This window comes from Burkholderia sp. MSh2 (assembly GCF_000731655.1).
In the GTDB taxonomy this organism is placed as follows: domain Bacteria; phylum Pseudomonadota; class Gammaproteobacteria; order Burkholderiales; family Burkholderiaceae; genus Burkholderia; species Burkholderia paludis.
This window is the reverse complement of the sequence record NZ_JPGM01000039.1, coordinates 57,438-83,909: the sequence shown is the minus strand read 5'-3', so window position 1 is coordinate 83,909 and position 26,472 is coordinate 57,438. Positions and strand designations below refer to the sequence as shown.

Sequence of the window (26,472 nt, the reverse complement as noted above, 5' to 3'; positions counted from 1 at the left end):
AGTATCGGAACGATTTGCCGCTAAGGTCGTGATGGGGCGGCACGGACGCGCTGCGGGAATGCGGTGCGGCTGCCCGGCCCGTTCGCTTACAAAGGTTTTGATATGTCGACACCGCTGTTCGGAAAGTTGTTTGCGCAACCCGTTGCGATCGACCCTGGAACGGCGAGTACACGGATTTACACGCACGAGCGCGGCGTGGTGCTGAACCAGCCGTCGGTCGTCTGTTTCCGCAAGGCCGGCGCGACCGACGCGCGGCCGACGCTCGAAGCCGTCGGCGAACTCGCGAAGGCGCTGCTGGGCCGTGAGCCGGGGCATCTGGAAGCCGTGCGGCCGATGCGGCACGGGGTGATCGCCGACGCGCACGCGGCCGAGCAGATGATCCGCAGTTTCATCGACATGTCGCGTACGCGTTCGCGCTTCGGCCGCCGCGTGGAGGTCACGCTGTGCGTGCCGTCCGACGCCACGGCGGTGGAGCGGCGCGCGATCCGCGAGGCCGCGTTCGCGGCCGGCGTATCGGAGGTCGAACTGATCGAGGAGTCGCTGGCCGCCGGGCTCGGCGCGGGCCTGCCGGTTACCGAGGCGGTCGGCTCGATGGTCGTCGACATCGGCGGCGGGACGACCGAAGTCGCGGTGATCGCGCTCGGCGGCATCGTCTACCGCGAGGCGATCCGCGTCGGCGGCAGCCAATTCGACGCGGCGATCGTCAACCACGTGCGCAACCTGTACGGCGTGCTGCTCGGCGAGCAGACGGCCGAGCACGTGAAGAAGACGATCGGCTCGGCCACCAGCGCGTTGCCGCGCACGTCGACGCGTGCGGTCGGGCGCGGCGTCGGCGACGGCCTGCCGCGCTCGGTCGAGCTGTCGAACCATGACGTCGCGGATGCGCTGGCCGCGCCGCTCAAGCAGGTGATCGGCGCGGTGAAGTCGGTGCTGGAAAACGCGCCGGCCGAGCTCGTGACCGACATCGCGAATCGCGGCGTGGTGCTGACCGGCGGCGGCGCGCTGCTTGCGGGCCTCGAGCGCCTGCTGTACGACGAGACCGGGCTCGCGGCCCGGATCGCCGACGAGCCGGCCACCTGCGCGGTGCGTGGCGCCGGCGAGGCGATGGGGCGGCTCGCGATGTGCCCGGTCGACTGATTCGGGCCGCGACGGGCCGACCAGGCCGTCAGTCCTGGCACGGTAGTCCGTACACTTTCAGTTTCCCTTCGGTTTCCTGATGGCCGGCCCGCGTCGCCGGGCATTTGTTCCGGCCCTCTTGCCGGAAAGCCGCGCCGTCCGGCTGCGGCCTGTCGCGTGGACACCCGGGCATGCGTCATGCTAGCGTTACGCGCCCGTGTGGGGCGGGTCCGCCCACGCCCGACGACCTGAGAGACCGACTACCTTGAAAATCCAAACCAAACGGGGCTTCATGGCCCGAACCGGCCGTGTGCTGGCCGCCGTCGCATGCACCTGGATCGCCGCCGCCGTGGTGCTCGTCGCGTACGGGATGCGGATGCCGAGCGAGCCGGCCGACGTCGCCGTGATCTTCGGCAACGCGCTCGACGAGACCGGCGTACCGAAGCCGGTGCTGGCCGCGCGGCTCGACGTCGGCGTGCGCTGCTACCGCACGGGGCAGTGCCCGGCGTTTCTGGTCAGCGGCGCGATCGACGGCCCGGGGCTGAACGAGGCGACCGCGATGCGCGACTATCTCGTGGCGCGCGGCGTGCCGGCGGACCGGATCGCCGTCGACGACCAGGGCGACAACACGCTCGCCACCGCGCAGCACACGCTCGCGTTTCTGCAGGCGCACCGCCTGTCGCGGGTTCTGATAGTCAGCCAGTACTACCACCTCGCACGGGTGCGCCTCGCGTTCGAGCGCGTGGGCATCGCACGGGCGAACATCTCCGCCGCCTATCCGCGCCGCTTTCAGTGGCGCGACGTCTATTCGAGCTGGCGCGAAGTGCCGGCCTATGCGGTGTACGCGGTGCGCCTGTGGGTGAATCCCGATGCCCGGCCGGTTTCGTTCCGGCCGATGCTTTACCTGATGAGCCTGTTTTCCTGAGACGGCGCGCCGTTCAGTCGGCCGGGGCGATGCGTTCGAGGCTTTCGACGCTTTCGATCCGAATCGGTCGAGCGCGGCGCGGGTTTTCCGGCCGATGCGCAGCAGAAATCTCAGCCGGCGATATAGGCCGGATCGACGGCTTTCGGAGAGGCGGCCGACCGGATGTGAATCGTATTGTTTCGGGTTTATCCGGATGCGGAATTGTTGTGTCGTGGAAAATGACCGGGGTAATTGGTGCGTAATTTCGTTTCCGTGTAAGGATATGGTGATTATCGATTTAATTAAATGAAAACAAGCTGACGAAAGATGTGTGAATTTCTTTGTATTAAGCGCTTTCTGAAATAAAATAATTCGCGCTTGTTTGTCATCGATTCAATTGTAAAAAGATCGACTGGAAAACCCTGTTTTTTTGATGTAGCCTTGTCTGACAAAAGCAGGGCGGTAATCAAATCAACCAGAAAGTCGCTGCAAAAGAAAACAGGGGCCATCGACATGTCAATCGAGTAGTTTCACGCCTGCCTTCAAGGGCCAATTCAAGATTCATCAATCAATAAGCCGACGTCGCATTGCGACGGCCGGAGCGGATGATTTCGTCTGCGATTTCCTGCCGGCGACCGTCCAATTCCGCGGTAATACCAATTCCAATAACGAGGAAAAGCATGAACCTTGCGCGCTCCAGAAAGGCAGGCGAGCCGTTTCCGAGAATCCTGTTGCCGACCGGCATGTTCCTGGCGCTGTCTGGCGCGGGCATCGTCCCGGCATATGCGGTCTGCGCGTCGGCGGGGCCCACCGTGAGCTGCTCGGGTGTCGCGAATCCGCTCGCCCCCAGCTACTCGAACGCCGGCAGCGGCCTGAACGTCACCGTGAACAACGGCGCGTCCCTCGGCGTGCTGCTCGGCGTCGGCGGCACCGCGCTGTCGCTCTCGGGCAGCGGCAACACCGTGGTCAACAACGGCACGATCGACCCGTCCGCGCTCGGCACCGGGCTCGGCGTGCTGTCGAGCGGCATGCTGGTCGGCAACGCGTCGGCGAGCACGACGACCGTCACCAACAACGGCACGATGAAGGGCTCGACCGGCGTCGCCCTGTCGGGCGTCACCGGGATGGCGCTCGGCGTGCAGAACGGCACGGGCGGCACGTCCAATATCACCAACACCGGGGTCATCAGTTCGAACGGGCTGGTCGGCGCGACCCTGGTCGGCTCGGACGCGCCCGTCGTGGTCGCGTATGGCGGCGGGCAGGTCAACTTCAACAACAGCGGCACGATCACGGGCCGCGTGGGGTTCGAGGCGAACGGCACGCCGGGCGCGGGCAATACCTTCACCAACTCGGGCACGATCAACGGCAGCGTGTCGATGGGCGCGAACAGCAACAATACGTTTACCGCGACCACCGGCTCGTCCGTCAATGCAGCCGGCGGCACCGGGGTGGCGCTGAACCTCGGGGTCGGGGTCGTCACGATCGGCCTCGCGGCCACCGGCACGGTGGACGGCGGGCAGGGCGGCAACAACACGCTGGTGCTGACGCAGAACGGCGGCGGGCCGGCGAACGGCTCGATCAACAACAGCAGCTACATCAACTTCCAGAACCTGCAGGTCAACAGCGGGACCTGGACCACGACCGGCGCGTCGAGCGCGACGAATGCCACGCTGAACGGCGGCGTGGCGATCGTCGACAACAATGCGGGGCTCGGCACCGGCACGATCACGGGCAACGGCGGCACGATCCAGGCCGCGAACTCCGGCGTCAGCCTGAGCAACAACGTGACGGTCAACGGGGGCGGGCTGACGGTGCAGGGCGCCAACAATCTCGGGCTGTCGGGCACGGTGAGCGGCAGCGGCGGGATTACGCAGGGCGGCACCGGCACGCTTACGCTGTCGGGCGCGAATACGTATACGGGCGGCACCACGCTGAACAGCGGCGGCATTGTGCTCGGCAACGGCTCGGCGCTGGGTTCCGGCACGCTGACCGTGGCCGGATCGGGCACGCTCGACACCACCGCCAACGTGACGGTCGCCAACAACATCTCGACCAACAGCGGTACGACGCTCACGCTCGGCGGCAGCAACAATCTCGGGCTGTCGGGCGCGATCTCGGGCGCGGGCGGGCTCGTGAAGAACGGCGCGGGCACGACCACGCTGACGGGCGCGAACTCGTACACCGGCAGCACGACGGTCAACAGCGGAACGCTGGCGGTCGGGCCGGGCGGCAGCCTCGCGCCGACGAGCGCGGTCAACATGGCCGGTGTGGGCGCGACGCTCGACATCAGCGGCGCGAACACGAATCAGACGGTGGGCGCGTTGAGCGGGGTGGCGGGTTCGACGGTCTCGCTGGGCGGCAACGGGCTGACGTTCGGCGACAGTACGAACCAGACGTTCGGCGGCACGATCAACGGAACGGGCGGCGTGACGAAGCAAGGCAGCGGCACGGAGACGCTGACGGGCGTGAGCACCTACACGGGCGGCACGACGGTGACGGGGGGCACGCTGGCGATCGGCGTGGGCGGGGGGCTCGCGTCGACGGGCACGGTGACGCTCGCGAACGCGGGGACGGCGCTCGACATCAGCGGCGCGGGCGCGAACCAGTCGATCGGCACGCTGAATGGCGCGGCGGGTTCGAACGTGACGCTCGGCGGCAACTCGCTGACGCTGGGCGGCACCGCGAACGGCACGTTCGGCGGCGCGATCGGCGGCACGGGCGGGATCACGAAGCAAGGTGCAGGCACGGAGACGCTCACGGGTGCGAACACGTACACGGGCGGCACGACGGTGACGGGCGGCACGCTGGCGATCGGCGCGGGCGGGAGTCTGGCGTCGACGGGTGCGGTGACGCTCGCGAACGCGGGCGCGACGCTCGACATCAGCGGCGCGGGCGCGAACCAGACGGTGGGCGCGCTGAGCGGCGTGACGGGCTCGGCGGTCTCGCTGGGCGGCAACGGACTGACCTTCGGCGACAGCACGAACCAGACCTTCGGCGGCGCGATCACCGGCACGGGCGGAATCACGAAGCAGGGCGCGGGCACGGAAACGCTGACGGGCGCGAATACGTACACGGGCGGCACGACGGTCAACGCGGGCATGCTGGCGCTGGGCGCGGGCGGCAGTCTCGCGTCGACCGGCACCGTGAATCTCGCGAATTCGGGCACGACGTTCGACATCAGCGCGTCCGGCGCGAACCAGACGATCGGCGCGCTGACCGGCGCGGCGGGTTCGAACGTCACGCTGGGCAGCAATTTGCTGACGCTGGGCGGCAGCACGAACGGTACGTTCGGCGGCACGATCACCGGCACGGGCGGGATCACGAAGCAAGGCGCCGGCACGGAGACGCTGACGGGCACGAATACGTACACGGGCGGCACGACGGTGGCGGGCGGCACGCTGGCGGTGAGCGGGGGCGGCAGCCTCTCGTCGACGGGCGCGGTGAGTCTGACGGGGACGGGCACGACGCTCGACCTGAGCGGCGCGAGCGCAAACCAGACGATCGGCGCGCTGTCCGGCGCGAGCAATACGACGATTTCGCTGGGCGGCAACAAGCTGACCTTCGGCGACGGGACGAACCAGACCTTCGGCGGCACGATCACCGGCACGGGCGGGATCACCAAGCAGGGCGTGGGCACGGAAACGCTGACGGGCGCGAACACGTACACGGGCGGCACCACGATCAACGTGGGCAAGCTGGCGCTGGGCGCGGGCGGCAGTCTCGGGACGGGCACGGTGATGCTCGGGAATTCGGGCACGACGCTCGACATCAGCGGTGCAAGCGGCAACCAGACGATCGGCACGCTGAACGGCGCGATGAATTCGAACCTGACGCTCGGCGGCAATTCGCTGACGCTGGGCGGCAGCACGAACGGTACGTTCGGCGGCGCGATCACCGGCACGGGCGGGATCACGAAGCAAGGCGCCGGCACGGAGACGCTGACGGGCACGAATACGTACACGGGCGGCACGACGGTGGCGGGCGGCACGCTGGCGGTGAGCGGGGGCGGCAGCCTCGCATCGACGGGCGCGGTGAGTCTGACGGGGACGGGCACGACGCTCGACCTGAGCGGCGCGAGCACGAACCAGACGATCGGCGCGCTGAGCGGCGTGACGGGCTCGACGGTTTCGCTGGGCGGCAACGGGCTGACGTTCGGCGATAGCACGAACCAGACCTTCGGCGGCGCGATCACGGGCACGGGCGGCGTGACGAAGAATGGCAGCGGTACGGAAACGCTGACCGGCGCGAACACCTACACGGGCGGCACGACGGTCAACGCGGGCACGCTGGCGATCGGCGCGAACGGCAGCCTGGCGGCGACGGGGACTGTGAACCTCGCGAACGTGGGCACGGTGCTCGACATCAGCGCGGCGACCACGCCGCAGACGATCGGCACGCTGACCGGCGCGGCCGGTTCGAGCGTGAACCTCGGTGCGAACAACCTGGCATTCGGTGGCAGTACGAACGGTACGTTCGGCGGCACGATCGGCGGCACGGGCGGTGTGACGAAGCAAGGCAGCGGGACGGAAACGCTGACGGGCACGAACACGTACACGGGCGGCACGACGGTGGCGGGCGGCACGCTGGCGCTGGGCGCGGGCGGCAGTCTCGCGACGGGCGGCGCGGTGAGCCTGACGGGCACGAGTGCGACGCTCGATCTCAGCGCGGCGGGTGCGCCGCAGACGATCGGCGCGCTGAGCGGCGTGGGTGGGTCGACCCTCGCGCTCGGCGGGAACAGCCTGACGTTCGGCGACAACACGAACCAGACTTTCGGTGGCGCGATCACGGGCTCGGCGGGCGTGACGAAGCAGGGTAGCGGCACGGAGACGCTGACGGGCGCGAACACGTACACGGGCGGCACGACGATCAATGCCGGCACGCTGGCGATCGGCGCGAACGGGAGCCTGGTGGCGACGGGCGCGGTGAACCTGGCGAACACGGGCACGACGCTCGACGTGAGCGGCGCGACCACGCCGCAGGTGATCGGCACGCTGACCGGCGCGGCCGGCTCGACCGTGAAACTGGGCGGCAACACGCTGACGGCGGGCGGCAGCGCCAACGGTACGTTCGCCGGGGCGATTACGGGTACGGGCGGTTTCACGAAGGCCGGCACGGGAACTGAAACGCTGACGGGCGCGAATACCTACACGGGCGGCACGACGGTGGCGGGCGGTACGTTGGCGCTGGGCGCGGGCGGGAGTCTCGCGACGGGCGGCGCGGTGAGCCTGACTGGTACGAGTGCGACGCTCGATCTCAGCGCGGCGGGTGCGCCGCAGACGATCGGCGCGCTGAGCGGCGTGGGCGGGTCGACCCTCGCGCTCGGCGGGAACAGCCTGACGTTCGGCGACAACACGAACCAGACTTTCGGTGGCGCGATCACGGGCTCGGGCGGCGTGACGAAGCAGGGCGGCGGCACGGAAACGCTGACGGGCGTGAATACGTACACGGGCGGCACGACGATCAATGCCGGCACGCTCGCAATCGGCGCGAACGGCAGTCTGGCATCGACGGGGACGGTAACCCTCGCGAACACGGGCGCGAAGCTCGACTTGAGCGGTGCGACCACGCCGCAGGCGATCGGCGGTCTCGCGGGCGCGGGCGGCACGACGGTCAAGCTCGGTACGAGCGGCCTGACGCTGGGCGATGCCGGCAATCACACGTTCAGCGGCGCGATCACGGGTGCGGGCGGCATCACGAAGGCCGGCACGGGCACGGAGACGCTGACGGGCGCGAACACCTACACGGGCGGCACGACGGTGGCGGGCGGCACGCTGGCGCTGGGCGCAAACGGGAGTCTCGCGACGGGCGGCGCGGTGAGCCTGACGGGTACGAGTGCAACGCTCGATCTCAGCGCGGCGACTGCGCCGCAGACGCTCGGCGCGCTGAGCGGCGTGGGCGGGTCGACCCTCGCGCTCGGCGGGAACAGCCTGACGTTCGGCGACAACACGAACCAGACTTTCGGTGGCGCGATCACGGGCTCAGGCGGCGTGACGAAGCAGGGCGGCGGTACGGAAACGCTGACGGGCGCGAACACCTACACGGGTGGCACGACGATCAATGCCGGCACGCTCGCGATCGGCGGGATGGGCAGCCTCGCATCGACGGGTGGGGTCAATCTGGCGGGCGCGGGTGCGAAGCTCGATTTCAGCGGTGCGCTCCTGAACCAGTCGATCGGCGCGCTGTCCGGTGTGAGCAACACGACGGTGGTGCTCAGTGGGGGCAACTTCTCGCTCGGCAACGGCGGCGGCAGCGCGACCTTCGGCGGCGCGCTGACGGGCACGGGCTCGCTGACGAAGAGCGGCGCGGGCACGCAGACGCTGACGGGCGCGAACAGCTACACGGGGGGCACCACGATCAACGCGGGCAAGCTGGTGATCGGCGGGGGCGGCAGCCTGGCGGCGACGGGCGCGGTGAACCTGACCGGTACGGGTGCGACGCTCGACATCAGCGCATCGAACGGCAACCAGACGATCGGCGCGCTGCTGGGCGCCGCCGACACGAACGTCGCGCTCGGCGGCAACACGCTCACGTTCGGCGACAGCTCGTACTCGACCTTTGCCGGCGCGCTGAGCGGCACGGGCGGGATCACGAAGCAGGGCAACGGCGTGACCACGCTGACGGGCGCGAACACCTACACCGGCGCGACGACGATCAATGCGGGCGGCCTGGTGATCGGCGCGGGCGGCAGCTTGTCGAGCGCGACCACCGTCGATCTCAACGCGGTGGGCACGGGCTTCACCATCGGCAGCGGCGTCGGCCCGCAGACCATCGGCGGGCTGGCCGGCGTCGCGGGCAGCACCGTGTCGCTCGGCGCGAACCCGCTGACGCTCGCGGGCTCGGGGAACACGGTGTTCGCCGGCACGATCGGCGGCGGGGCCGGCCTCGTGAAGAGCGGCACCGGCACGCAGACGCTGTCGGGCAACAACACCTACGGCGGCGGCACCACGGTCACGGGCGGCACGCTCGTGCTCGGCAGCAACGGCGCGCTCGGCACCGGCGGGCTGACGGTCAGCGGGGCGAGCACGCTCGACACGACGACCGCGGTGACGCTCGCGAACCCGGTGACGGTGAACGCCAGCACGACGATCGGCGGCAGCGCGAACCTGACGCTGTCGGGCGTGGTGTCGGGCGTGGGCGGCCTCATCAAGAACGGCCAGAGCACGCTGACGCTGAACAGCGCCAACACGTTCCAGGGCGGCACGGTGCTGAACAGCGGCTCGCTCGTGATCGGCAACAGCGGCGCGCTCGGCACGGGCGGCCTGACGCTGAACGGCGGCAACGTCGCGCTCGGCGGCACCCAGCTTACGCTCGGTGGGCTCAACGGCGCGAGCGGCGGCACGCTCGACACCGGCACCGGCGGTCTCACGGTCGCGGGCGGCGGCGCGTACGGCGGCACGCTGGCGGGTAACGGCTCGCTGACGAAGAGCGGCGGCGGCACGCTGATCCTGTCCGGCGCGAACACCTACGCCGGCGGCACGACCATCAACGCCGGCGCGCTGCAGATCGGCAACGGCGGCACCTCGGGCAGCCTCGCGGGCAACGTGGCGGATGCCGGCGCGCTGATCTTCAACCGTTCGGACAATACGTCGTTCGGCGGCGCGATCTCGGGGGCCGGTTCGCTGACGCAGGCCGGCAGCGGGCAACTCACGCTGACGGGCACGAGCACGCTGAGCGGCCCGACCACCGTCAGCGCGGGCACGCTCGCGGTCAACGGTTCGCTCGGCCAGTCGATCGTGACCGTACAGAGCGGCGCGACGCTGACCGGCACCGGCACGATCGGCGGCCTCGTGGTGCAGGGCGGCGCGATGGCGGCCGCAGCGCAACCGGGCGCGGCGCTGAACGTGGGCGGCAACGTCACGTTCCAGCCGGGCTCGACGTTCCAGGTCGCGGCGACGCCGCAGCAAAGCGGCAGCCTCGCGGCGAGCGGCAAGGCAACGCTGAACGGCGGCACCGTGCAGGTGCTCGCGAACCAGGGCGGCTATCAGCCGAGCACGACCTACACGATCGTGACCGCGGCGTCGGGCGTGCAGGGCGCGTTCAGCCAGGTGAATTCGAACTATGCGTTCCTGATGCCGACGCTCAGCTACGATCCGGATCACGTGTACCTGCGGCTGGTCGAGAACGGCACGTCGCTGCCCGACGTCGCGACGACGCCCAACCAGCGCTCGGTCGCGACCGCGCTCGGCGGGCTCGGCGCCGGCAATCCGCTCTACGACGCGGTGCTGACGACCGATGCGGGCACCGCGCGCCGCGCGTACGGGCTGCTGGACGGCGAACTGCAGGCGAGCCTGAAGAGCATGCTGCTGCTCGACAGCCGCTACGTGCGCGACGCCGTGACCGATCGCGTCCGTCAGGGCCTCGCGCCCGGATCGGGCCCGCTCGCCGCGCTGTCGTCGGGCGGGGCGGCGCTGTGCGGCGACAACAGCGCGGGGGCGACGTCTCCGGAGCAGCGGATCGGTTCGCGCGAGGGCTGCTACGGCGGCACGCCGTACCAGCCGGTCGTCTGGGGGCAGGCGTTCGGCGGCCGCAGCCGGCTGACCGGCGACGGCAACGCATCGACGATCAACCGCAGCATGACGGGCTTCATCGCCGGCGCCGACATGGCGCTCAACGACAAGTGGCGTGCGGGTCTGGCCACCGGCGTCACGCACAGCTCGCTCGACAACGACCAGAGCTCGTCGGCGGCGGTGAACAGCTACTACCTGTCGCTGTATGGCGGCGCGCAGTACGGGGCGCTCGGCGTGCGCGGCGGCGCGTCGTACACGTGGTACCGGATCAACAGCGACCGCTATCCGGGCTTCGCGGGTTTCACCGATCACGATTCGGCCGGCTACAACGCGAATTCGGCGCAGGTGTTCGGCGAAGTCGGCTATGCGCTGCCGGTCGGGCCCGTCGCGATCGAGCCGTTCGCGGGCCTCGCGTACGTGAACATGCACACCGACGGCTATACGGAGACGGGGGGCGCGGCGGCGCTGCAAACCGGTGGCGAGACGACCCACGTGGGCTTCTCGACCCTCGGCCTGCGCGCGGCGTCGCAGCTCGGTTCGATCGGCAGCGGCACGTTCACCGCGCGCGGGACGGTCGGCTGGCGGCATGCGTTCGGCAACGTGCGACCGTCGTCGGCGTTCACGTTCGCGAACGGCGGCACGTCGTTCCAGGTGTCGGGCGTGCCGATCGCCCGCGACAGCGCGGTGCTCGAAGCCGGCATCGACGCGAACATCACGAAACGCCTGACGCTCGGTCTCACGTACAGCGGCCAGTACGGCAGCGGCGTGCGCGACAACGCGGTGCTCGGCAACATCCTGTGGAAGTTCTGACGGACCCGCGGCGGCGGGTAGATCCCGCCGCCCGGGCTGCCGGAACGCAATCGTGCCGTTGACGAACACGGTTTCGGGTTGTGCTGCGCTGTGCGGGCGGATGGCTTCCCGATGCCATGGTTGTTTTCCAGTACGAGCGATTGAAACCTTATGCGGATCACCGAGGAATTGCTGGCAGCCGGAGCGAGCGCGGGAGGCGGGTATACACGCCGGCAGATGGAGTTGCTCGGGGTGAAGCCCGTCGCTGGATGGAAGAAAGCGGCCATCGGCGCCGAGATTTCCGAGGAGGCTGCGCAGGCATTCAGGGATCTCGCCGGCTCAGGCAGCAAGAAAGAAAAATCCGGCGCCGGGCCGGTCAACTGGTGCGGCGCTGCCACGCCGAGGGATATCCATCTCTATGTCCTCGAACTCGAGGAGGGGAGATTCTATGTCGGCCTGAGCGATGACCTGGACCGCCGGTGGGAACAGCACAAGTCCGGTGTCGGAGCGGAGTGGACCAAGCGATACAGGCCGTTGCGACGCGTTTATGCCATCAACACCGGCACTCAGGACACGCACAGGGCCGAAGCGATGGAGGACGAGGCTACCATCGCGTTGATGTCGGAACACGGCATCGAGCGGGTGCGGGGCGGGCACTTCTGCAAAATCGATCAGGCTGGAACCGAGGCGGATCTACGAGCAAAAGGCGGATGGGATCGCATCAAGCAAGCTCAAGCCCGGAAAACCGCATGGGGCTCGGATGCCTCGTGGAGCGACGCACTCGACGCATTCGTGAATATCGCCGTGCAATATTACGATGCAGGCGCGCCGGAAAACTTGCGCGACGATGTGTTTGCCGCGGCATATCGCTTGACGCGATACCGCTTCTGGCGAGAAGAGTTTGCCCCCGGGCTGGCTTGGGATTTCTGGAATCCCAAGGGGATATTGCCCGTGCTTCTATCGTTCAAGCTCCGGCGCCCGGTGTCCAGCGGGTTACCTTCGTCCTATGACGTACTGGCGGCCGCGTTGAATCGTGGGCGAGGAGGCAAACATCCGTTGCGGCGGCTCTTCCTCTTGGCCTGGAAGGCATACCGGCCGCCGACAACGGACAAACAGGACATCGCTGTCGACCGATTCCTGGAATACCTTGCCAACGACGAAGAGTACGATCGCGGGTACGATGATTTCGTGTCCGTCTTGCTCCCTGAAACAAGAAATCTACTAAGGGCGTGAGAGAGACGTGAGCCGTGTCGGCGAGGTCATTGGCCTTTGCTCTTGATTGCAACGAGTACGGCCGCGCCTTGACGAGCGCATGTACTGGCTCGCTCGTTATGGCAATTTCCGTTCCGAAAAGCGCAGGGAACCCGCGCGCGGTGCCTGTCGCATGCGTGACGGTCCGGTATGAGACCTGCGATGAACGACTCGTGTGCGACTGCCGTTTCCGCCTGAAAGGCGAGGTGTCCGGGTGATTGAAGTTATCGTTGAATAAATATGTAATCCTATCAATATTGTGTGTGTGGAGGATCGGCGAACGACGGTTCCGGCAAGCACGCATGCGATCAGGTCGGCACATGACGAAGCATCCGTGCGCGTGTGGTCGGGGGGCGTTCGGCGCACCTGAAGATAGGCACCGCTTGCGTGAGCGGCGGCGGACGGATGAAGCTTTCGGCGCGAGCGCGGCAAAACGGGTAGGCGTCACCGCCGTGCCCTGGATGCGAGCGTGAGCACGGTCACGGCGGCCGGCCGGCGCCGTGTTCGATGTCGGCACGGACTTTGCGCGCCGCGAATCGAGCACGGCGTCGAACCGAAGCCGGACATCGAGGCGACATCGCAGCGACATCGATCCGTCATCGAAGCGACGCTGCACGCGTCCGCGGTTCTGGCCTATCCTGTGCGAACCACGCGATGCGCGCCGCGCGTCGCGTCCGACCCAGGAGCATCGATGCCGAATCACGCCGAAGCCGCCACGACGCAGGCGCCGCCGGTCGAACCTGCCCCGACCGCCGCGCCGGGCCCCGCTTTCATCGCGCCCGAAGCCGATCCGCAGGCCCTCGCGCGCAACAACCAGTACGTATTGAAATCCGGCGACGCGTTCGTGGTCAGCGACGCGCTCGGCGACATCGGCGGTCACGACGACGGCCTGTTCGTCGACGACATGCGCGTGCTGTCGAAGTGGCGCCTGACATTCGGCGGCCGCGCGCCGTCGCTGCTGTCGGGCGCGACGAGCGCCGACAACGCGTCGTTCACCGCGCACCTGACGAACCGCCCGCTGCCGCCGCTCGGCGGCCACGAGACGCCCGAGGGCGTGATCCATATCGAGCGGATGCGCGTGCTCGCGGGCGACGTGCTTTACGAAGCGCTGACGCTGACGAACTACGGCGCGAGCGAAGCCGAGGTGCCGCTGTCGCTGTCGTTCGCGGCCGATTTCAAGGACATGTTCGAAGTGCGCGGCACGCAGCGCCCCAAGCGCGGCGCCGTGGCGGCGCCGCGCGTCGACGCGGGCGCGGTGCGGTTGCGCTACGACGGCCTCGACAGCGTCGAGCGCAACGTGACCGTGTATTTCTCGCCGGCGCCCGACGCGCTGTCGGTCGATCGCGCCGACTACACGCTGACGATCGCCGCGCAGGCCTGCGTGTCGATCTACCTGACCGTCGACGCGACGCTCGGCCCCGCGCACGCCGACAATCCGGGATGCGGCCGCGTCGCGTTGCGCACCGCGCTCGTCGGCGTGCACCGCGAGATGCGCGCGCGGCGCGAATCGATGGCGCGCGTGAACACCGGCAATCCGCTGTTCGACGCGTGGCTCGACCGCTCGCTCGCGGATCTCGGGCTGCTCACCACGCAGCTCGACACGGGGCCGTACCCGTACGCGGGCATTCCGTGGTTCTCGACGCCGTTCGGCCGCGACGCGGTGATCACGTCGCTGCAGATGCTGTGGCTGCAGCCGTCGCTTGCGCGCGGCGTGCTGAGGTTCCTGGCCGAGCACCAGGCGCGCGAGACGTCCGCGTTTCGCGACGCCGAGCCCGGCAAGATCATGCACGAGTTCCGCCGCAGCGAGATGGCCGCGACGGGCGAGGTGCCGTTCGCGCTGTACTACGGCGGGGTCGACACGACGCCGCTGTTCATCGTGCTCGCGGGCGCCTACGTCGAGCGCACCGGCGACGATGCGCTGATCGACGAGCTGTGGCCCGCGCTCGAACGCGCCGCGCAGTGGGTGATCGACAAGTGCGACCGCAATCCTTACGGACTGCTCGATTACCAGCGCACGTCGGAGCGCGGCCTCGCGAACCAGGGCTGGAAGGACAGCCACGATTCGGTGTTCCACGCGGACGGCCGCTTCCCGGACGGGCCGATCGCGCTCGTCGAGGTGCAGGCGTATGCGTGCGCGGCGCTCGATGCGATGTCGGCGTGCTCGCAGCGGCGCGGCCACGCGGCCGACGCCACGCGCTACGCATTGCGCGCGAAGACGCTGCGCGAGCAGGTCGACGCGCTGTTCTGGATGCCGGAAGGCGATTTCTACGGCATCGCGCTCGACGGCCACGGCGACCTGTGCCGCGTGTTCGCGTCGAACGCGGGCCACCTGCTCGCGTTCGGGTTGCCCGACGCCGAGCGCGGCGCGGCGGTCGCCGGCGTGCTCGGTTCGACGCTGTTCCAGACGGGCTGGGGCATCCGCACGCTCGCGGCGGGGCAGCCGCGCTTCAACCCGATGGCGTATCACAACGGCTCGGTGTGGCCGCACGACAATGCGCTCATCGCGCGCGGGCTCGCGCGCTACGGCGACAAGACGGCCGCGGTGAACCTGCTGCGCGCGCTGTTCGAGGCGGCGGTGAGCTTCGAGATGCGTTTGCCGGAGCTGTTCTGCGGGTTCCCGCGCCGGCGCGGCGAACCGCCGACCGCGTATCCGGTGGCCTGTCTGCCGCAGGCGTGGGCGGCCGGCGCGCCGTTCATGATGCTGCAGGCGTGCCTCGGCGTGAGCATCGACGCGACTCGTCACGAAGTGCGCGTCGAGCGTCCTGCGCTGCCGGAAGGCGTCGACTGGCTGCGGATCGACGCGTTGCGCGTGGGCGACGAGACCGTGTCGCTCACCTTCCGCCGCGTCGACGGCCAGGTCGTCGCGGCGGCGGAGCAGCCGGGGCGCGTGAAGGTGGTCGCGGTGCTGTAGCGCGAGGCCGCGCGAACGTTGCGCGATGTCGCGCCACGTTCGCGCGCAGCGGCATAGAATCGTGACATGACCCTTGAACGATGGCGGAGGTAGACGATGACGACCGACAACCGGCCCGACGACAGCGAGCACAAGCTCGAGAATCTCGAAGCGGCGGTCGACCACCTGCACAAGTCGATCGAATCGCAGAGCATTGCGGTCGGCGCGGCGAAGGGCATCCTGTTCAGCCTGATCGAGACGCTCGGCGCACTGATCGGCGATCCCGACCTGCCCGAGCACGCACGCTCGGGTTACGAGGCGCTGCGCGACAAGGCGAGCGAGTTGCGCGGCGGGCTCGACCGGCATTGAAGCCCGGCGGGCGCCGGTGCCTGCCGCACGGGCCGCACCGGCGCTGCCCGATCCTGAGGACGAAGCGCAAAACCGTGTGCGATCAACGGGTTAGGAGGGCGATGCGCAGGATATCCACAAGCTTGCCAACACAATCTGTGGAGAACCGGACGGCCCCCGGCCGCGGGTGCGGCGGGGGCCGTGCGAAAGTGCATGCGCTGCCACGCCATTGACCGCGCAAGGTCCGCGGATCGAATCCCCTTTTATATCAGCGTGTTATGCATCGAACCGGAAGGATATCCACAGGCTTGCCAACAAAATCTGTGGACAACTTTCAATCGATTGCGTCGCGTCAGTTGAGGATCGGGCCGCCGGCGGCCGCCGCGCGAAGCCCGTGAGAAGGGGCTGCCCGATGTCTGAGTCGGCGCGTTAATTCGTGCGCGATCAATGGCTTAGGCCCCGGGTACCCAGGATATCCACATCCTTGCCAACACTTTCTGTGGACAAGGCGGGGGTGTCATTCGGCCGGCGCCGAGTCGGCCGCCTGGGCCGCGATCCAGTCGCGAAACAGTGTCATCGCCGGCGTGAGCGGTTTCGACTTCAGCGAGGTGAGCCAGTAGCCGCCGGTGTGCACGTCGATGTCGAACGGCCGCGCGAGCAGGCCGAGCTGCAGTTCGCGCGCGAACATGCAGGCCGGTGCAAGCGCGACGCCCGTGCCCTGCATCGCGGCCTCGGCCATCAGCCGCGACGAATCGAACACGGGCCCGTTGACCGCCCAGGGGGCGAGCTGCGCGGCGTCGAACCAGCCGAGCCATTCGTCGGTGCGGTACGAGCGCAGCAGCGTTTCCCCGGCGAGATCGGCCGGTTGCGCGAGGCGCCGCGCGATTTCCGGCGCGCACAGCGCGGAGAGCGGCGCATCGAACAGGCGCTCGTTGCGGGTGCCCGGCCAGTTGCCTTCGCCGAAACGGATGGCGAAGTCGAGGCCTTCGGCGGCAAGGTCGACGACGTTGTTGTTGGTCCGCAGCCGCAGCTCGACGAACGGGTGGGTATCGCCGAACTGCTTCAAGCGCGGCATTAGCCAGCCTATGGCAAACGTGCCGACGACGCCGAGCGTCAGCACTTCGCGGAAACGCCCGCCTTCGAACTGCTTGAGCACCGTTTCGATGCGGCTGAACGCATCGCTCAGCACCGGCAGCAGCGCGCGCCCCTCGTCGGTGAGCCCGAGGCCGCGCGGCAGCCGCGTAAACAGCGTGCAGCCGAGGCGCTCCTCGAGCGAGCGCACCTGCTGGCTGACCGCCGCCTGGGTCACGCTCAGTTCGAGGCCGGCGCGCGTGAAGTTCAGGTGGCGCGCCGACGATTCGAACGCGCGCAACGCATTGAGCGGAAGATGAGGGCGGAGCTTGGTCATAAGAATTTCTTTTGTCAGCGCTCAATTATCGTTGCTTGTCAGGCAACCGTAAAGTCCCGATAGTGCTGTCTCGTCGGCCGGGTGTATTCGACACCGCTGCGCCTCCATTCCACCACGAGACAACCGACATGACTCATTCATCGCAACGTCGAACCCTGTTGCTGGCCGCCGTGACGGCGCCGTTCGTCCTGACCGTCGCCGCGTGCGCGTCGCGGCAGTCCGCCGTACCGGGCACGCAGGACGAGGCGCGCACGGCAGCCGCGGCGGCGGCGGCCGCCGCCGTGGCCCCCGCGGCTGCCGCGCAGTTGCTTGCCGACCTCGAACGCGACGCGGGCGGCCGTCTCGGCGTGTGCGCGATCGATGTCGCGAGCGGCCGGCAGGCGGCGTATCGCGCCGACGAGCGCTTCCCGTTCTGCAGTACGTTCAAGACGCTGCTGAGCGGGGCGGTGCTTGCGCAGAGCGTCGAGCGCCCGGCGTTGCTGCAGCAGCGCGTGACCTACGGCAAGGCCGACCTCGTCAACTACTCGCCGGTGACGGAGCAGCATGTCGGTACGGGCATGACGGTTGCCGCGCTGTGCGAAGCCGCGCTCCAGCACAGCGACAACTCCGCCGCGAACCTGCTGATGAAGCTGCTCGGCGGCCCGTCCGCCGTGACCGCCTACGCGCGTTCGATCGGCGACGACGTGTTCCGCCTCGATCGATGGGAAACCGAACTGAATACCGCGCTGCCGGGCGACCTGCGCGACACGACGACGCCGGCCGCGATGGTCGCGAGCGTCCGCGCGCTGATGCTCGGCGATGCGCTGCCGGCCGCGCAGCGCGCGCAGCTCGTCGCGTGGATGCGCGGCAACCAGGTCGGCGGCAAGCGGTTCCGCGCGGGCGTGCCGGCCGGATGGACGGTCGCCGACAAGACGGGCACCGGCGACTACGGGACGACGAACGACGTCGGCGTCGTGTGGTCGCCGTCGCGCGCGCCGGTGGTGCTGGTCGTGTACTACACGCAGGCGGGCGCCGATGCGCGGCCGAAGGAGGACGTGATCGCGTCGGCCGCGCGCATCGTGATCCAGGCGTTCGGTTGAGCGACGCGACACGGCGCGGCGTGCCCGGGGTCGTGCACGGGCAGGTCGTGCCGCAGTCGTGATCCACGCGTCGAAACGTTGCGCGATCAACGACTTAGGTCACACATGCCCAGGATATCCACATCCTTGCCAACACAATGTGTGGACAAGCCCGCGTGCGGCCCCGCCCGGTGCGGCGCGGGCCGCCGTGCCACGTTTGAGGCGGCGTGGACAAAGTCTTTCGGATCAAGCGCTTGGCCGCGGTATGCGCAGGCTGTCCACATGCTTGCCAACAGAATCTGTGGACAAGCCGGTTCGCCCGCTCGGAAGGCGGCCCGCCTCGCGGCGACGCGATGCACGAGCGGCGCCGTGCCGGCCGCGTGACGCATTCGAGGCGATGCGGACAAAGTCTTTCGGATCAAGTGCTTGGTCGTGCTATGCGCAGGCTATCCACATGCTTGCCAACACAATCTGTGGACAAGCCCGCGCGCGGCCGCGATGGCGATGCTCAGGGCTGCCGATCGTCGACCCTGGGCCAGCGCGCGAACGCGAACACCCACAACATGACGAAGTTCAGGACCGGGACGAACATCGTCAGGATCCACCAGCCCGAATGCCCGGTGCGCCGGACGATGCGGATGTACGGATAGATGACGACAACGACGAGCACGAGCGAGACGAGCACCTGCCACGCGGTGAAGTGTTCCATGGCTTTCCTCGGAGTGATGTTTAGTGGTGCGGAGCCGGCGCAACGGCCGGCCCGTCGGGGCGACGCGCGAGGCCCGGAAGGCGCGGCCGCGTGCGGCTCGCATGATCTTGAAGCGCGACGAGTGCGGCCGTCAAGGCGCGGGCGATACGGCGGCGGTCGCGCCGGTTCGTCCGTCATCGCGCACGCACGCGCCGGGCGGTGCCGAAACGGTGGCGCGGCGCAGGTACCGTAGTCCGATCAACGGGTTAGCGCAGGCATGCTCAGGATATCCACAAGCTTGCCAACACAATCTGTGGGTAAGTGCGTGACGGCCGGTACCGTGGCGTCGTGAGGCGAAGTGCGGCGAAGCAGTGCGCGGCGCGGCGCTGGCCCCGTCCCTGTCTGCATCACGCGTGCCAAAGTCCATCGGATCAAGGGCTTAGCGTCGCGGTGCGCAGGATATCCACAAGCTTGCCAACATTTTCTGTGGAGAAGTCGGGGGTGCGACCGGCGTGCCGGACTTCGGCGATTGCCTCACGATGCCCGATTCGCACATGCCCTCACGCGGTGCAAACCCCGGCTACGCCGACTTTCCGGAACAGGTGCGGGCTCGCGACGGCGGACGACGGATAGGCCGACAGCTTGGCGACGAATTCCGGGTGCGTGAAGGCCGCGCGGAACGCGGCCGTCGATTCCCAGATCGCGTAGTTCAGGTAAGTCGGGCTGTCGCCGAGCGCGCGATGCAGTTGCGTCGAGATGAATCCCGGTTGCCGTTTCATGAATTCGGCATCGTCCTTCCACACGGCGAGGAAGTCCGCTTCGTCCGCGGGGGCCAGGGTGAACAGGTTGACGAGGACGACGGGCTCCGCGTCGAGGGCGAGCTGTTGCTGGATCGGAAAGGCCGGATCCATCGGCGTGAATCGGGGCATGGGAACACCTCCTGTGGTGGGTGACGGGGCAATCGGGCGCTCACGCCGGCGTATCGGCGCCGTGAGCGCGGGACATTGCCGACAGAACGCGAATGGCGGCATCCAGGTCGGCCGAAGTGAAGTCGCCGGCGATATCGCGGACATGCTGTTGCCAATGCCCGACCACGGCCCGATAGGCCGCGTCGCCGCGCGGCGTCAGCGCGTACAGCGGGGAGCGCTTGTGCGCGGGGTTGGGCAGCGACCGGATCAGCCCTTCGTCGGTCAGCACGTTGGTCTGCTTCAGCACCGCCTGCCGCGTGATGCCCATCGCATCCGCGATCTGCGGGATGGTCGGCGCTTCCGGCGCCATCGAGATGGCGCCCAGCACCTGCCAGCGCGCGCTGGTCAGGCCGTGCGGCCCGGAAAAGGCGTTGCCCCATTCGATCAGCTGCCCGTTCAACCGGAATACGGACAGTGCGACCGTGGTCAATTTCTCGGACTTCGTCATGGGCGGGAAAGGTCAACAAGTTGAATCGCTGACCATTCTGCCAATTTGACAACTAGTTGTCAAATTGGTTGGGAGGGCGGTGCGATTGCACCCGTCGCCGCGTTTTCCGTTTCGCCGATATCGCGGCACAATGCCGGACCGGAAGAGGGCGTTCGATGCTCGTCGAGCGCATACCGACCGATCCGCACGGGTGCAGCGAGGTCGCAAGGCATGACAAGACAGTTGACTCAGGGGGAGTACCGACAGGAATCCTTATCCGCCAAACACGGAATTCAGACCGGCCACGACTCCAGCCAGTACGCAAAGGCCCGCCAGCGCTGCCAGCATGTCGATCATGATCTTTCTCTGCCCGCGCTTGCCAAGAATCAGCGCGAGCCCGAGCGTGAGCACCACGGGCAGGATGAGTGCATCGTCGCTAAAGGGATAGTAACGAGTTTGGTCCAGCAGGATTGCCAGTGGCAGGGACAGTACGGCCCCGCCAACGAAACTGATGAGGGCAGTCGCGGCACCGGGCCCTCGCAAGGAGATCCCGCTCAAGAATTGCCTGACCTGGGAGTACCGCCGTGGATGAAATCTGAACATGGTTGTCGCTCTGTGCCGATCAATACCCGTGCGTGTCCCGGCCTCGATCGTTATTGGCAGGACTTGCCTGGAACGCGATGGAAACCCTTCGCCGTTGCATCCGCTTCGGACATACGGGCCCCCGGCTTCGTCTTGCCGTAGTACTTGTCACCCGGGCAGTGGCGGGCCTTCGTCCGGTGTTCACCCATACCTGGGCGCGGTCGCCAGCGACCCTTGCTGCCGCGGTGGCTGAAGCCACCGACAACGCACTTGCCGATTTCGCCTGGGTGGCTGCTGCGACGACTGGCGCGCCGGCATTGATTCCCTGACCGCTGCCGACGCGCTCCCGTACCGCGTCTCGACACCCTTGTGGCCTGAACAGGCGCGGCTTTTCGATACGCCCGAATGCGTGCCGTCCTTGCGGAGACCGGTCGTGCCGGCTGGCGTGCCCGACGGGGCATGCGCATGAGACACGGCCGAGGCGAGCGGCGCCGCTGCTTCAATGGCTGAGGCAGGGTGCTTTTTCGTCCGTCTTTTGGGCCCGCGGTGACAGTTGGCTGGCCGCCCGCCATCGACCAGCCCTCCCGACGTGCTTAGTGGCGATCCGTCGTATGGTGGTGGTGACGATGGTGATGATGGATATCGGCCGCGCTCGCGGCACCCGCAAACGCAAAGGCGATAGCTGCAACGACGGTCATTTTCAGCAGTTTCATGGCAAAGGTCTCCGGCAGGTTGATCAGTCGGACACGAACTCGTGTCCGACTGATCAACGATCCATTGCCATCCGTCGTTGACGAAAAATGGCCGCTTGATATTTGTTGTCAATCTACGCCGTTGGAGGCGGCTCGATGCGCGCGCGGATGAAGAGGAAAACTGACCATGCCTCATTTTCACGGGCATCAAGAAGTTTGATCTTTTTTTGACTTTTCATTGTGCAAGGGCAATCAGGTCCGATCTGCGGATCGCCGCCGTTGAAGCCCCGGAAGGCTATGTTCTTCGTCAGGCGTTACGTGTTGACGTGGGTGAGTAACGGATGCCTTCCGTTGGCTCGGGTTCGGTGCCCGCTGCCCGGTCGTCGGACGGACCACGTCTGCCGATCGGGTGAGTCGAGTTGCATCGGAGTTACTTGCTCACCGTCGCCGTGATCGAATCGCTCCAATCTGCTCTGCATATCGAATCAATCTGTTATCCGGGCGCAAGACACGAAGCCGTCGGCACTGGCCGCGTCGATCGTGAGGGCGTCGCTCGCGAACGGCAAGGACGACCGGCGCATGCACTTGCGGGCGCGCATCGTCGAGCACGTCGGCGGCGAGGATGACGTGCATCACCGATGCGGCCGACATGATCCGCGCCGGAATCGACCGCCACCGCCCACCGGAACGACGCAAAGCCGACCGCCGAGTTCGCGCGCAAATGGCCGGGCAGCGTGAACAGGGATGCCGATCGTGTCGCGGCGCTGCGCCGACCGGTGCGCGCGGGGCCGGTGATACCATGGGCGACCGGTTCCCGTTCTCATCAAGATGGCCGCCAATTTCGACGAACTCGCGTCCCGGATCCGGACGCAATTTTCCGCGCTGAGCCCGCAATTCCAGGCGGGCGCGGCCTTCCTGCTCGATCATCCCGACGAAGTCGCCACATCGTCGATGCGCAAGGTCGCGCAGCGCGCGCAGGTGCAGCCCGCATCGCTCGTGCGCCTCGCACAGCAATTCGGTTTCCCCGGCTGGAACGAGCTGCGCGACCTGTGCGTCGCGCGCGTGCGCACGCGCCCCGAGCCGCTCACGCAGCGGGCGCGCTCGCTCGTGCGGCCCGACGCCCGGGCGACGCTCGCGCACGACCTGCTCGCCGCGCAGCAGCACAACCTGTCGGCCACCGCCGCGCAGAACGGGCACGCGCTCGCGGAGGCGGCGAAGCTGATCCGCAAGGCGTCGCACGTGCACGTCGCGGGGTTCCGCTCGTGCTATCCGGTCGCCTTCGGGTTCGTGTACGCCTACCGGCTGTTCCGTCCGACCGTGTCGCTGCTCAACGGCGTTGCCGGCTCACTCGAAATGGAGCTGCGGACGATCGCGAAGCAGAGCGTGACCGTGGTCGTCAGCTTCGCGCCGTATTCGGCGGAAGCGACGCGCGTCGCGCAGGCCGCGAAGGCGCAGGGCAGCCGGATCGTCGCGATCACCGACAGCGCGGTGGCGCCGATCGCGCTGCACGCGGATGCGCAACTGATCTTCACGCACGACAGCCCGTCGTTCTTCCCGTCGCTGGTGGCCGCGCATGCGATGGCCGAGGCGCTGGTCGCGCAGTTGCTGGCACTCGAGGGCAACGATGCGATCGCCGCGCTCGAGCGCACGGAAGCGGAGCTGCACGCGAAGGGCGCCTACGTCGTGTGACGGGGCGCGTCGCGCCTCGATCCGCCTTCATTCACGATTCAACGAGACTCTACCGATGACGTTCACATACGAGGTGACCGACGCGGGCGACGCGAACGTCCGCAAGCAGATTGTCGCGCCGCTCGTCCGGTTCAACGAAAGCCGGGCCGGCTCGAACGATTTCCGCCCGCTGGCCGTGCTCGCGACCGACGATACCGGCGCGGTGGTCGGCGGCCTGTGGGGCAGCACGGCATACGGCTGGCTGCATGTCGACCTGCTGGTGGTGCCGGAGGCCGCGCGCGGCCAGGGCGCCGGCACGCGCATCATGGATCTGGCCGAGCGGGAAGCCGTCGCGCGCGGCTGTCACGGCGCGTGGCTCGACACGTTCGATTTCCAGGCACGGCCGTTCTACGAGAAGCGCGGCTACGTGCGCTTCGGCGAGCTGGCGGACTATCCGGTCGGGCACGCGCGCATTTTCCTGACGAAGAAGCTGGCGGGATGAGCGGCGGCAGGGCGCGGTTGACGGTGGCGCCGGTTGTCGCCTAGGATGTCGGTCAGCGATGCAGGTCGCTTCCGGGTCCGCGGAAAGGGTTGAACCCACCTGTCGCAGCAAACCTGGTTTTCCCCATCCTTTGTGCTGGCGGTATTGCGGACCTTCGGCCATCAACGCACGAGGATTCGCATGAAACAGCTGCCTTCCGGGGCTCATCCCGATCATCTGAAAAAGCAGGCCAAGGATTTATTGCGCCTGTACCGGCAGCGCGACGCCGAAGCGATCGCGCGCTTCATCCGGTTTCTTCCCGCCGCCGCAAACCGCACGCCGCACGACGTGATCGCGCTCGACCTGCGCCTGCACGACGCGCAGTCCTGCGTGGCGCGCGAGTACGGTTTCGCGTCGTGGGCCGATCTCGGCGCCTTCGTCGAGGCGAACGCCGCCGCGCAACACGAACGCACCGAATTGATCCGCCGCTGGCTCGGCCTCGCGTACGGCGGCGACGTCACCGGCCGCTTCGACCCGGCGCGGCCGCGCGTCGCCGTGCAACTGCTGCAGGCGCACCCCGAACTCGTCGCGGCCGATCCCTACGTGGCGTGCGCGGCGGGGGATCTCGACGCCGTGTCGCGCGTCACGGCCGCCGATCCGGCATGGGTCTCCCGCGCCGGCGGCGCGCTGAAGCTGCCGGCGCTCGTCGCCGTCACGCATTCGCGCCTCGGGCAGCTTCCCGGGTTTGCCGAGCGGCTGCGCGCCTGCGCGCGGCATCTGCTCGAGGCCGGCGCCGATCCGAACCAGCGGATCGGCAACCGCTTCCCGCCCGCGTCGCTCGCGGCGCCCGACGAGTCGGGCCCGCTGTCGGCGCTCTACGGCGCCGCCGGCGTCAACCGCGATCCGGTCCTCACCGGCATGCTGCTGGCCGCCGGCGCGGACCCGAACGACGGCGAATCGCTGTATCACTCGCTGGAAAATCCGGCCTGCACACGCTTGCTGCTCGAGCACGGCGCGCGCGTCGGCGGAACCAACGCGCTGCGGCGCGCGCTCGACATGCAGGAGGCGGACGCGCTCGAGCTGTTGCTCGCGCATGGCGGCGATCCCGACGAGCCGGCCGGGCCGGGCCCGACCGAAACGTGGGGCGCGCCGCTGCTGCGGGCGATCGCGGTGCGCCGCTCGGCGCGCCATATCGCCGCGCTGCTCGCGGCCGGCGCCGACCCGCGTGCGCGCACGGCCGCCGGCGTCAGCGCATACCGCCTGGCGATGCAGGCCGGGCTGTCCGAGGTTGCCGAATTGTTGCGCGCGGCCGGCGCGGACGAGCCGCTCGGGCCGGAGGACACGTTCGTGGCGGCCTGCGCGCGAGGCGACGCGATCGAGGCGCGGCGCATCCAGGCCGCGCATCCCGGATTGCCGGCTTCGCTGCCCGCGGATCGGCTGCGGCTGCTGCCGGACGCCGCCGCGTGGGGTTCCGCCGACTCGGTGCGCTCCATGGTCGAACTGGGCTGGCCGGTCGCGGTACGCGGCGGCGACTGGGATGCCAGCGCGCTGAATCACGCGGTGATGCGCGGCGACGCGGCGTTGACGGCGTTCCTGCTGGCGCACGGCGCGAGCTGGCGCGAAACGCAGGGCTTCGGCAGCGACGTGCTCGGCACGCTGTCATGGGCGTCGGTCAACGAACCGGATACGGCCGGCCAGCCCGACTGGGTCGCCTGTGCGCGGGCGCTGATGGCGCACGGCCTGCCGGACGCGGTGCGCGATCCGGCGGACCCGGAACGACTGCGGATCGACGGCCGGTCGATGCGGTTCTCCGATGCAGTCAGCGAGGCGCTGTCGACAGCCGGGGGCGAACGGCCCTGAGCCGGCTAGCCGCGGCGACGGCCCGCGCGTCGCGGCCCGGGCATGGCGTGCCGGGCGCGACGCGTCGTCAGCCGCCGGCGTTGTCGGCGTTGCCGGTCTTGCCGGCGCGCGGTCGCCGCGCCGGCGTCGCCGGCCGCGCCTGTGACAGGTAGCCGTCGACCAGCGCAAGCAGCTCGGCTCTCAGGACCGGCGACGCAAGCTGGTTTTGCCGCGCCGCTTCGTGAACCGCGCCGGACAGCGCGCCGGCGAGCACCTGTCCGCCGATGCGCTTCGTACTCCCGGATGCGTCCGGCACATTCACGCGAAACAGCGTGTCGTAGCGCTGCCGGCATGCCACGTCGAAATGGTCGCGCGCCGGCTGCGAATCGCCCCCGCGCGGGCTTTCTTCCATCAACACCCGATGCGCGGCCGGATAGCGGCTGTGCACCGCGATCATCCCGTCCACGAGGTCGGCGACGCGCTGCATGCGCGTCCGGTCGGGATTCGATGCGGCGTCCAGCACCGCCAGCACGTCGTCGAAGTGGCGCTGGCGCACCGCGTCGATCAGCGCGAGCTTGTCCGGGAAGTACTGGTACAGCGAGCCGATGCTGACGCCCGCGGCTTCGGCCACCCGGTTCGTCGTCAGCCCCGACCAGCCGCGCTCGCCCAGAATGCGAGCCGCCGCGTCGAGCAAGGCGTCGGTCGTCGCGCGGGAACGCGCCTGCTGCGGGGCTTTGCGCATCGCGCCGGATGCTCGGGGAATGCGAGTAGCCATGGTTCGGCTCCGATGAGAATATGAGCAATATGCTCGCATCTTGGCCGGCCGTCCAGCCGGTGGCGGGCCGTGGCCGAAACA

General features: G+C 68.6%; 16 protein-coding genes. 10 read left to right on the top strand and 6 right to left on the bottom strand.

The window, feature by feature from the left end; genetic code table 11:
• The first annotated feature begins 102 nt into the window (after positions 1–102).
• The 6 genes from GQ57_RS24315 (at position 103) to GQ57_RS24290 (ending at position 15,826) form a co-directional block, all read left to right on the top strand.
• A complete protein-coding gene (locus GQ57_RS24315) occupies positions 103–1,137 on the top strand; it encodes a rod shape-determining protein (protein WP_031398832.1) in 1,035 nt (344 codons plus the stop codon).
• Positions 1,138–1,408: 271 nt separating this feature from the next.
• Positions 1,409–2,041, top strand: a complete 633-nt coding sequence (locus tag GQ57_RS24310; RefSeq protein ID WP_052001475.1) for a YdcF family protein — start codon at positions 1,409–1,411, stop codon at positions 2,039–2,041.
• A gap of 659 nt (positions 2,042–2,700) precedes the next feature.
• Positions 2,701–11,337, top strand: a complete 8,637-nt coding sequence (locus tag GQ57_RS24305; RefSeq protein WP_034199259.1) for an autotransporter-associated beta strand repeat-containing protein — start codon at positions 2,701–2,703, stop codon at positions 11,335–11,337.
• Between the two features lie 150 nt (positions 11,338–11,487).
• The gene (locus tag GQ57_RS24300) at positions 11,488–12,549 is read left to right on the top strand and encodes a GIY-YIG nuclease family protein (RefSeq protein ID WP_034199258.1); all 1,062 of its coding nucleotides are present in this window, start codon (positions 11,488–11,490) and stop codon (positions 12,547–12,549) included.
• A gap of 709 nt (positions 12,550–13,258) precedes the next feature.
• Entirely contained in the window at positions 13,259–15,478 is a 2,220-nt protein-coding gene (locus tag GQ57_RS24295) for an amylo-alpha-1,6-glucosidase (RefSeq protein WP_031400586.1), read from the top strand.
• 96 nt (positions 15,479–15,574) lie between these two features.
• Complete coding sequence (locus GQ57_RS24290) at positions 15,575–15,826, top strand: hypothetical protein (RefSeq protein ID WP_011354368.1); 252 nt, start codon at positions 15,575–15,577, stop codon at positions 15,824–15,826.
• Positions 15,827–16,322: 496 nt separating this feature from the next.
• Here the strand turns inward: GQ57_RS24290 and penR are convergent, their stop codons facing one another.
• The gene (gene penR, locus GQ57_RS24285) at positions 16,323–17,213 is read right to left on the bottom strand and encodes a beta-lactamase transcriptional regulator PenR (RefSeq protein WP_031400585.1); all 891 of its coding nucleotides are present in this window, start codon (positions 17,211–17,213) and stop codon (positions 16,323–16,325) included.
• 128 nt (positions 17,214–17,341) lie between these two features.
• Between penR and blaPEN-bcc the strand changes: the two genes are divergently transcribed.
• Entirely contained in the window at positions 17,342–18,292 is a 951-nt protein-coding gene (gene blaPEN-bcc / locus GQ57_RS24280; RefSeq protein ID WP_034199257.1) for a PEN family class A beta-lactamase, Bcc-type, read from the top strand.
• Between the two features lie 487 nt (positions 18,293–18,779).
• Here blaPEN-bcc and GQ57_RS24275 read toward each other — a convergent pair whose 3' ends face one another.
• From GQ57_RS24275 to GQ57_RS24260, 4 genes are all read right to left on the bottom strand, one after another.
• Positions 18,780–18,980: a membrane protein gene (locus GQ57_RS24275; protein WP_031400583.1), complete on the bottom strand. Its 201-nt coding sequence runs from the start codon at positions 18,978–18,980 to the stop codon at positions 18,780–18,782.
• A 539-nt stretch (positions 18,981–19,519) separates the two neighbouring features.
• The gene (locus GQ57_RS24270; protein WP_031400582.1) at positions 19,520–19,888 is read right to left on the bottom strand and encodes an antibiotic biosynthesis monooxygenase family protein; all 369 of its coding nucleotides are present in this window, start codon (positions 19,886–19,888) and stop codon (positions 19,520–19,522) included.
• A gap of 40 nt (positions 19,889–19,928) precedes the next feature.
• Positions 19,929–20,375 carry a MarR family winged helix-turn-helix transcriptional regulator gene (locus GQ57_RS24265; RefSeq protein WP_031400581.1) on the bottom strand — a complete coding sequence of 149 codons (447 nt, stop codon included), beginning with the start codon at positions 20,373–20,375 and terminating at the stop codon, positions 19,929–19,931.
• A gap of 252 nt (positions 20,376–20,627) precedes the next feature.
• Positions 20,628–20,912, bottom strand: a complete 285-nt coding sequence (locus tag GQ57_RS24260; RefSeq protein ID WP_152601811.1) for a hypothetical protein — start codon at positions 20,910–20,912, stop codon at positions 20,628–20,630.
• Between the two features lie 1,544 nt (positions 20,913–22,456).
• On the opposite strand from GQ57_RS24260, the gene GQ57_RS24255 reads away from it, so the two are divergent.
• The 3 genes from GQ57_RS24255 to GQ57_RS24245 all read left to right on the top strand — a co-directional run bounded on the left by GQ57_RS24255 (position 22,457) and on the right by GQ57_RS24245 (position 25,637).
• Entirely contained in the window at positions 22,457–23,317 is an 861-nt protein-coding gene (locus tag GQ57_RS24255) for a MurR/RpiR family transcriptional regulator (protein ID WP_031400579.1), read from the top strand.
• Between the two features lie 55 nt (positions 23,318–23,372).
• Positions 23,373–23,798, top strand: coding sequence for a GNAT family N-acetyltransferase (locus tag GQ57_RS24250; RefSeq protein WP_031400578.1), 426 nt, complete (start codon positions 23,373–23,375; stop codon positions 23,796–23,798).
• A 180-nt stretch (positions 23,799–23,978) separates the two neighbouring features.
• The gene (locus GQ57_RS24245) at positions 23,979–25,637 is read left to right on the top strand and encodes an ankyrin repeat domain-containing protein (RefSeq protein ID WP_034199256.1); all 1,659 of its coding nucleotides are present in this window, start codon (positions 23,979–23,981) and stop codon (positions 25,635–25,637) included.
• A gap of 67 nt (positions 25,638–25,704) precedes the next feature.
• Here GQ57_RS24245 and GQ57_RS24240 read toward each other — a convergent pair whose 3' ends face one another.
• Positions 25,705–26,358, bottom strand: coding sequence for a TetR/AcrR family transcriptional regulator (locus GQ57_RS24240; RefSeq protein WP_052001474.1), 654 nt, complete (start codon positions 26,356–26,358; stop codon positions 25,705–25,707).
• Positions 26,359–26,472 lie beyond the last annotated feature (114 nt).

What these genes read in the sequence shown, in the direction of transcription:
- GQ57_RS24315 (WP_031398832.1), top strand. Translation starts at nt 103, where the DNA reads ATGTCGACACCGCTGTTCGGAAAGTTGTTTGCGCAACCCGTTGCGATC.
- GQ57_RS24300 (WP_034199258.1), top strand. Translation starts at nt 11,488, where the DNA reads ATGCGGATCACCGAGGAATTGCTGGCAGCCGGAGCGAGCGCGGGAGGC.
- GQ57_RS24270 (WP_031400582.1), bottom strand. Translation starts at nt 19,888, where the DNA reads ATGCCCCGATTCACGCCGATGGATCCGGCCTTTCCGATCCAGCAACAG.
- GQ57_RS24255 (WP_031400579.1), top strand. Translation starts at nt 22,457, where the DNA reads ATGGCCGCCAATTTCGACGAACTCGCGTCCCGGATCCGGACGCAATTT.
- penR (WP_031400585.1), bottom strand. Translation starts at nt 17,213, where the DNA reads ATGACCAAGCTCCGCCCTCATCTTCCGCTCAATGCGTTGCGCGCGTTC.
- GQ57_RS24305 (WP_034199259.1), top strand. Translation starts at nt 2,701, where the DNA reads ATGAACCTTGCGCGCTCCAGAAAGGCAGGCGAGCCGTTTCCGAGAATC.
- GQ57_RS24250 (WP_031400578.1), top strand. Translation starts at nt 23,373, where the DNA reads ATGACGTTCACATACGAGGTGACCGACGCGGGCGACGCGAACGTCCGC.
- GQ57_RS24290 (WP_011354368.1), top strand. Translation starts at nt 15,575, where the DNA reads ATGACGACCGACAACCGGCCCGACGACAGCGAGCACAAGCTCGAGAAT.
- GQ57_RS24245 (WP_034199256.1), top strand. Translation starts at nt 23,979, where the DNA reads ATGAAACAGCTGCCTTCCGGGGCTCATCCCGATCATCTGAAAAAGCAG.
- GQ57_RS24265 (WP_031400581.1), bottom strand. Translation starts at nt 20,375, where the DNA reads ATGACGAAGTCCGAGAAATTGACCACGGTCGCACTGTCCGTATTCCGG.
- blaPEN-bcc (WP_034199257.1), top strand. Translation starts at nt 17,342, where the DNA reads ATGACTCATTCATCGCAACGTCGAACCCTGTTGCTGGCCGCCGTGACG.
- GQ57_RS24275 (WP_031400583.1), bottom strand. Translation starts at nt 18,980, where the DNA reads ATGGAACACTTCACCGCGTGGCAGGTGCTCGTCTCGCTCGTGCTCGTC.
- GQ57_RS24310 (WP_052001475.1), top strand. Translation starts at nt 1,409, where the DNA reads ATGGCCCGAACCGGCCGTGTGCTGGCCGCCGTCGCATGCACCTGGATC.
- GQ57_RS24240 (WP_052001474.1), bottom strand. Translation starts at nt 26,358, where the DNA reads ATGCGCAAAGCCCCGCAGCAGGCGCGTTCCCGCGCGACGACCGACGCC.
- GQ57_RS24295 (WP_031400586.1), top strand. Translation starts at nt 13,259, where the DNA reads ATGCCGAATCACGCCGAAGCCGCCACGACGCAGGCGCCGCCGGTCGAA.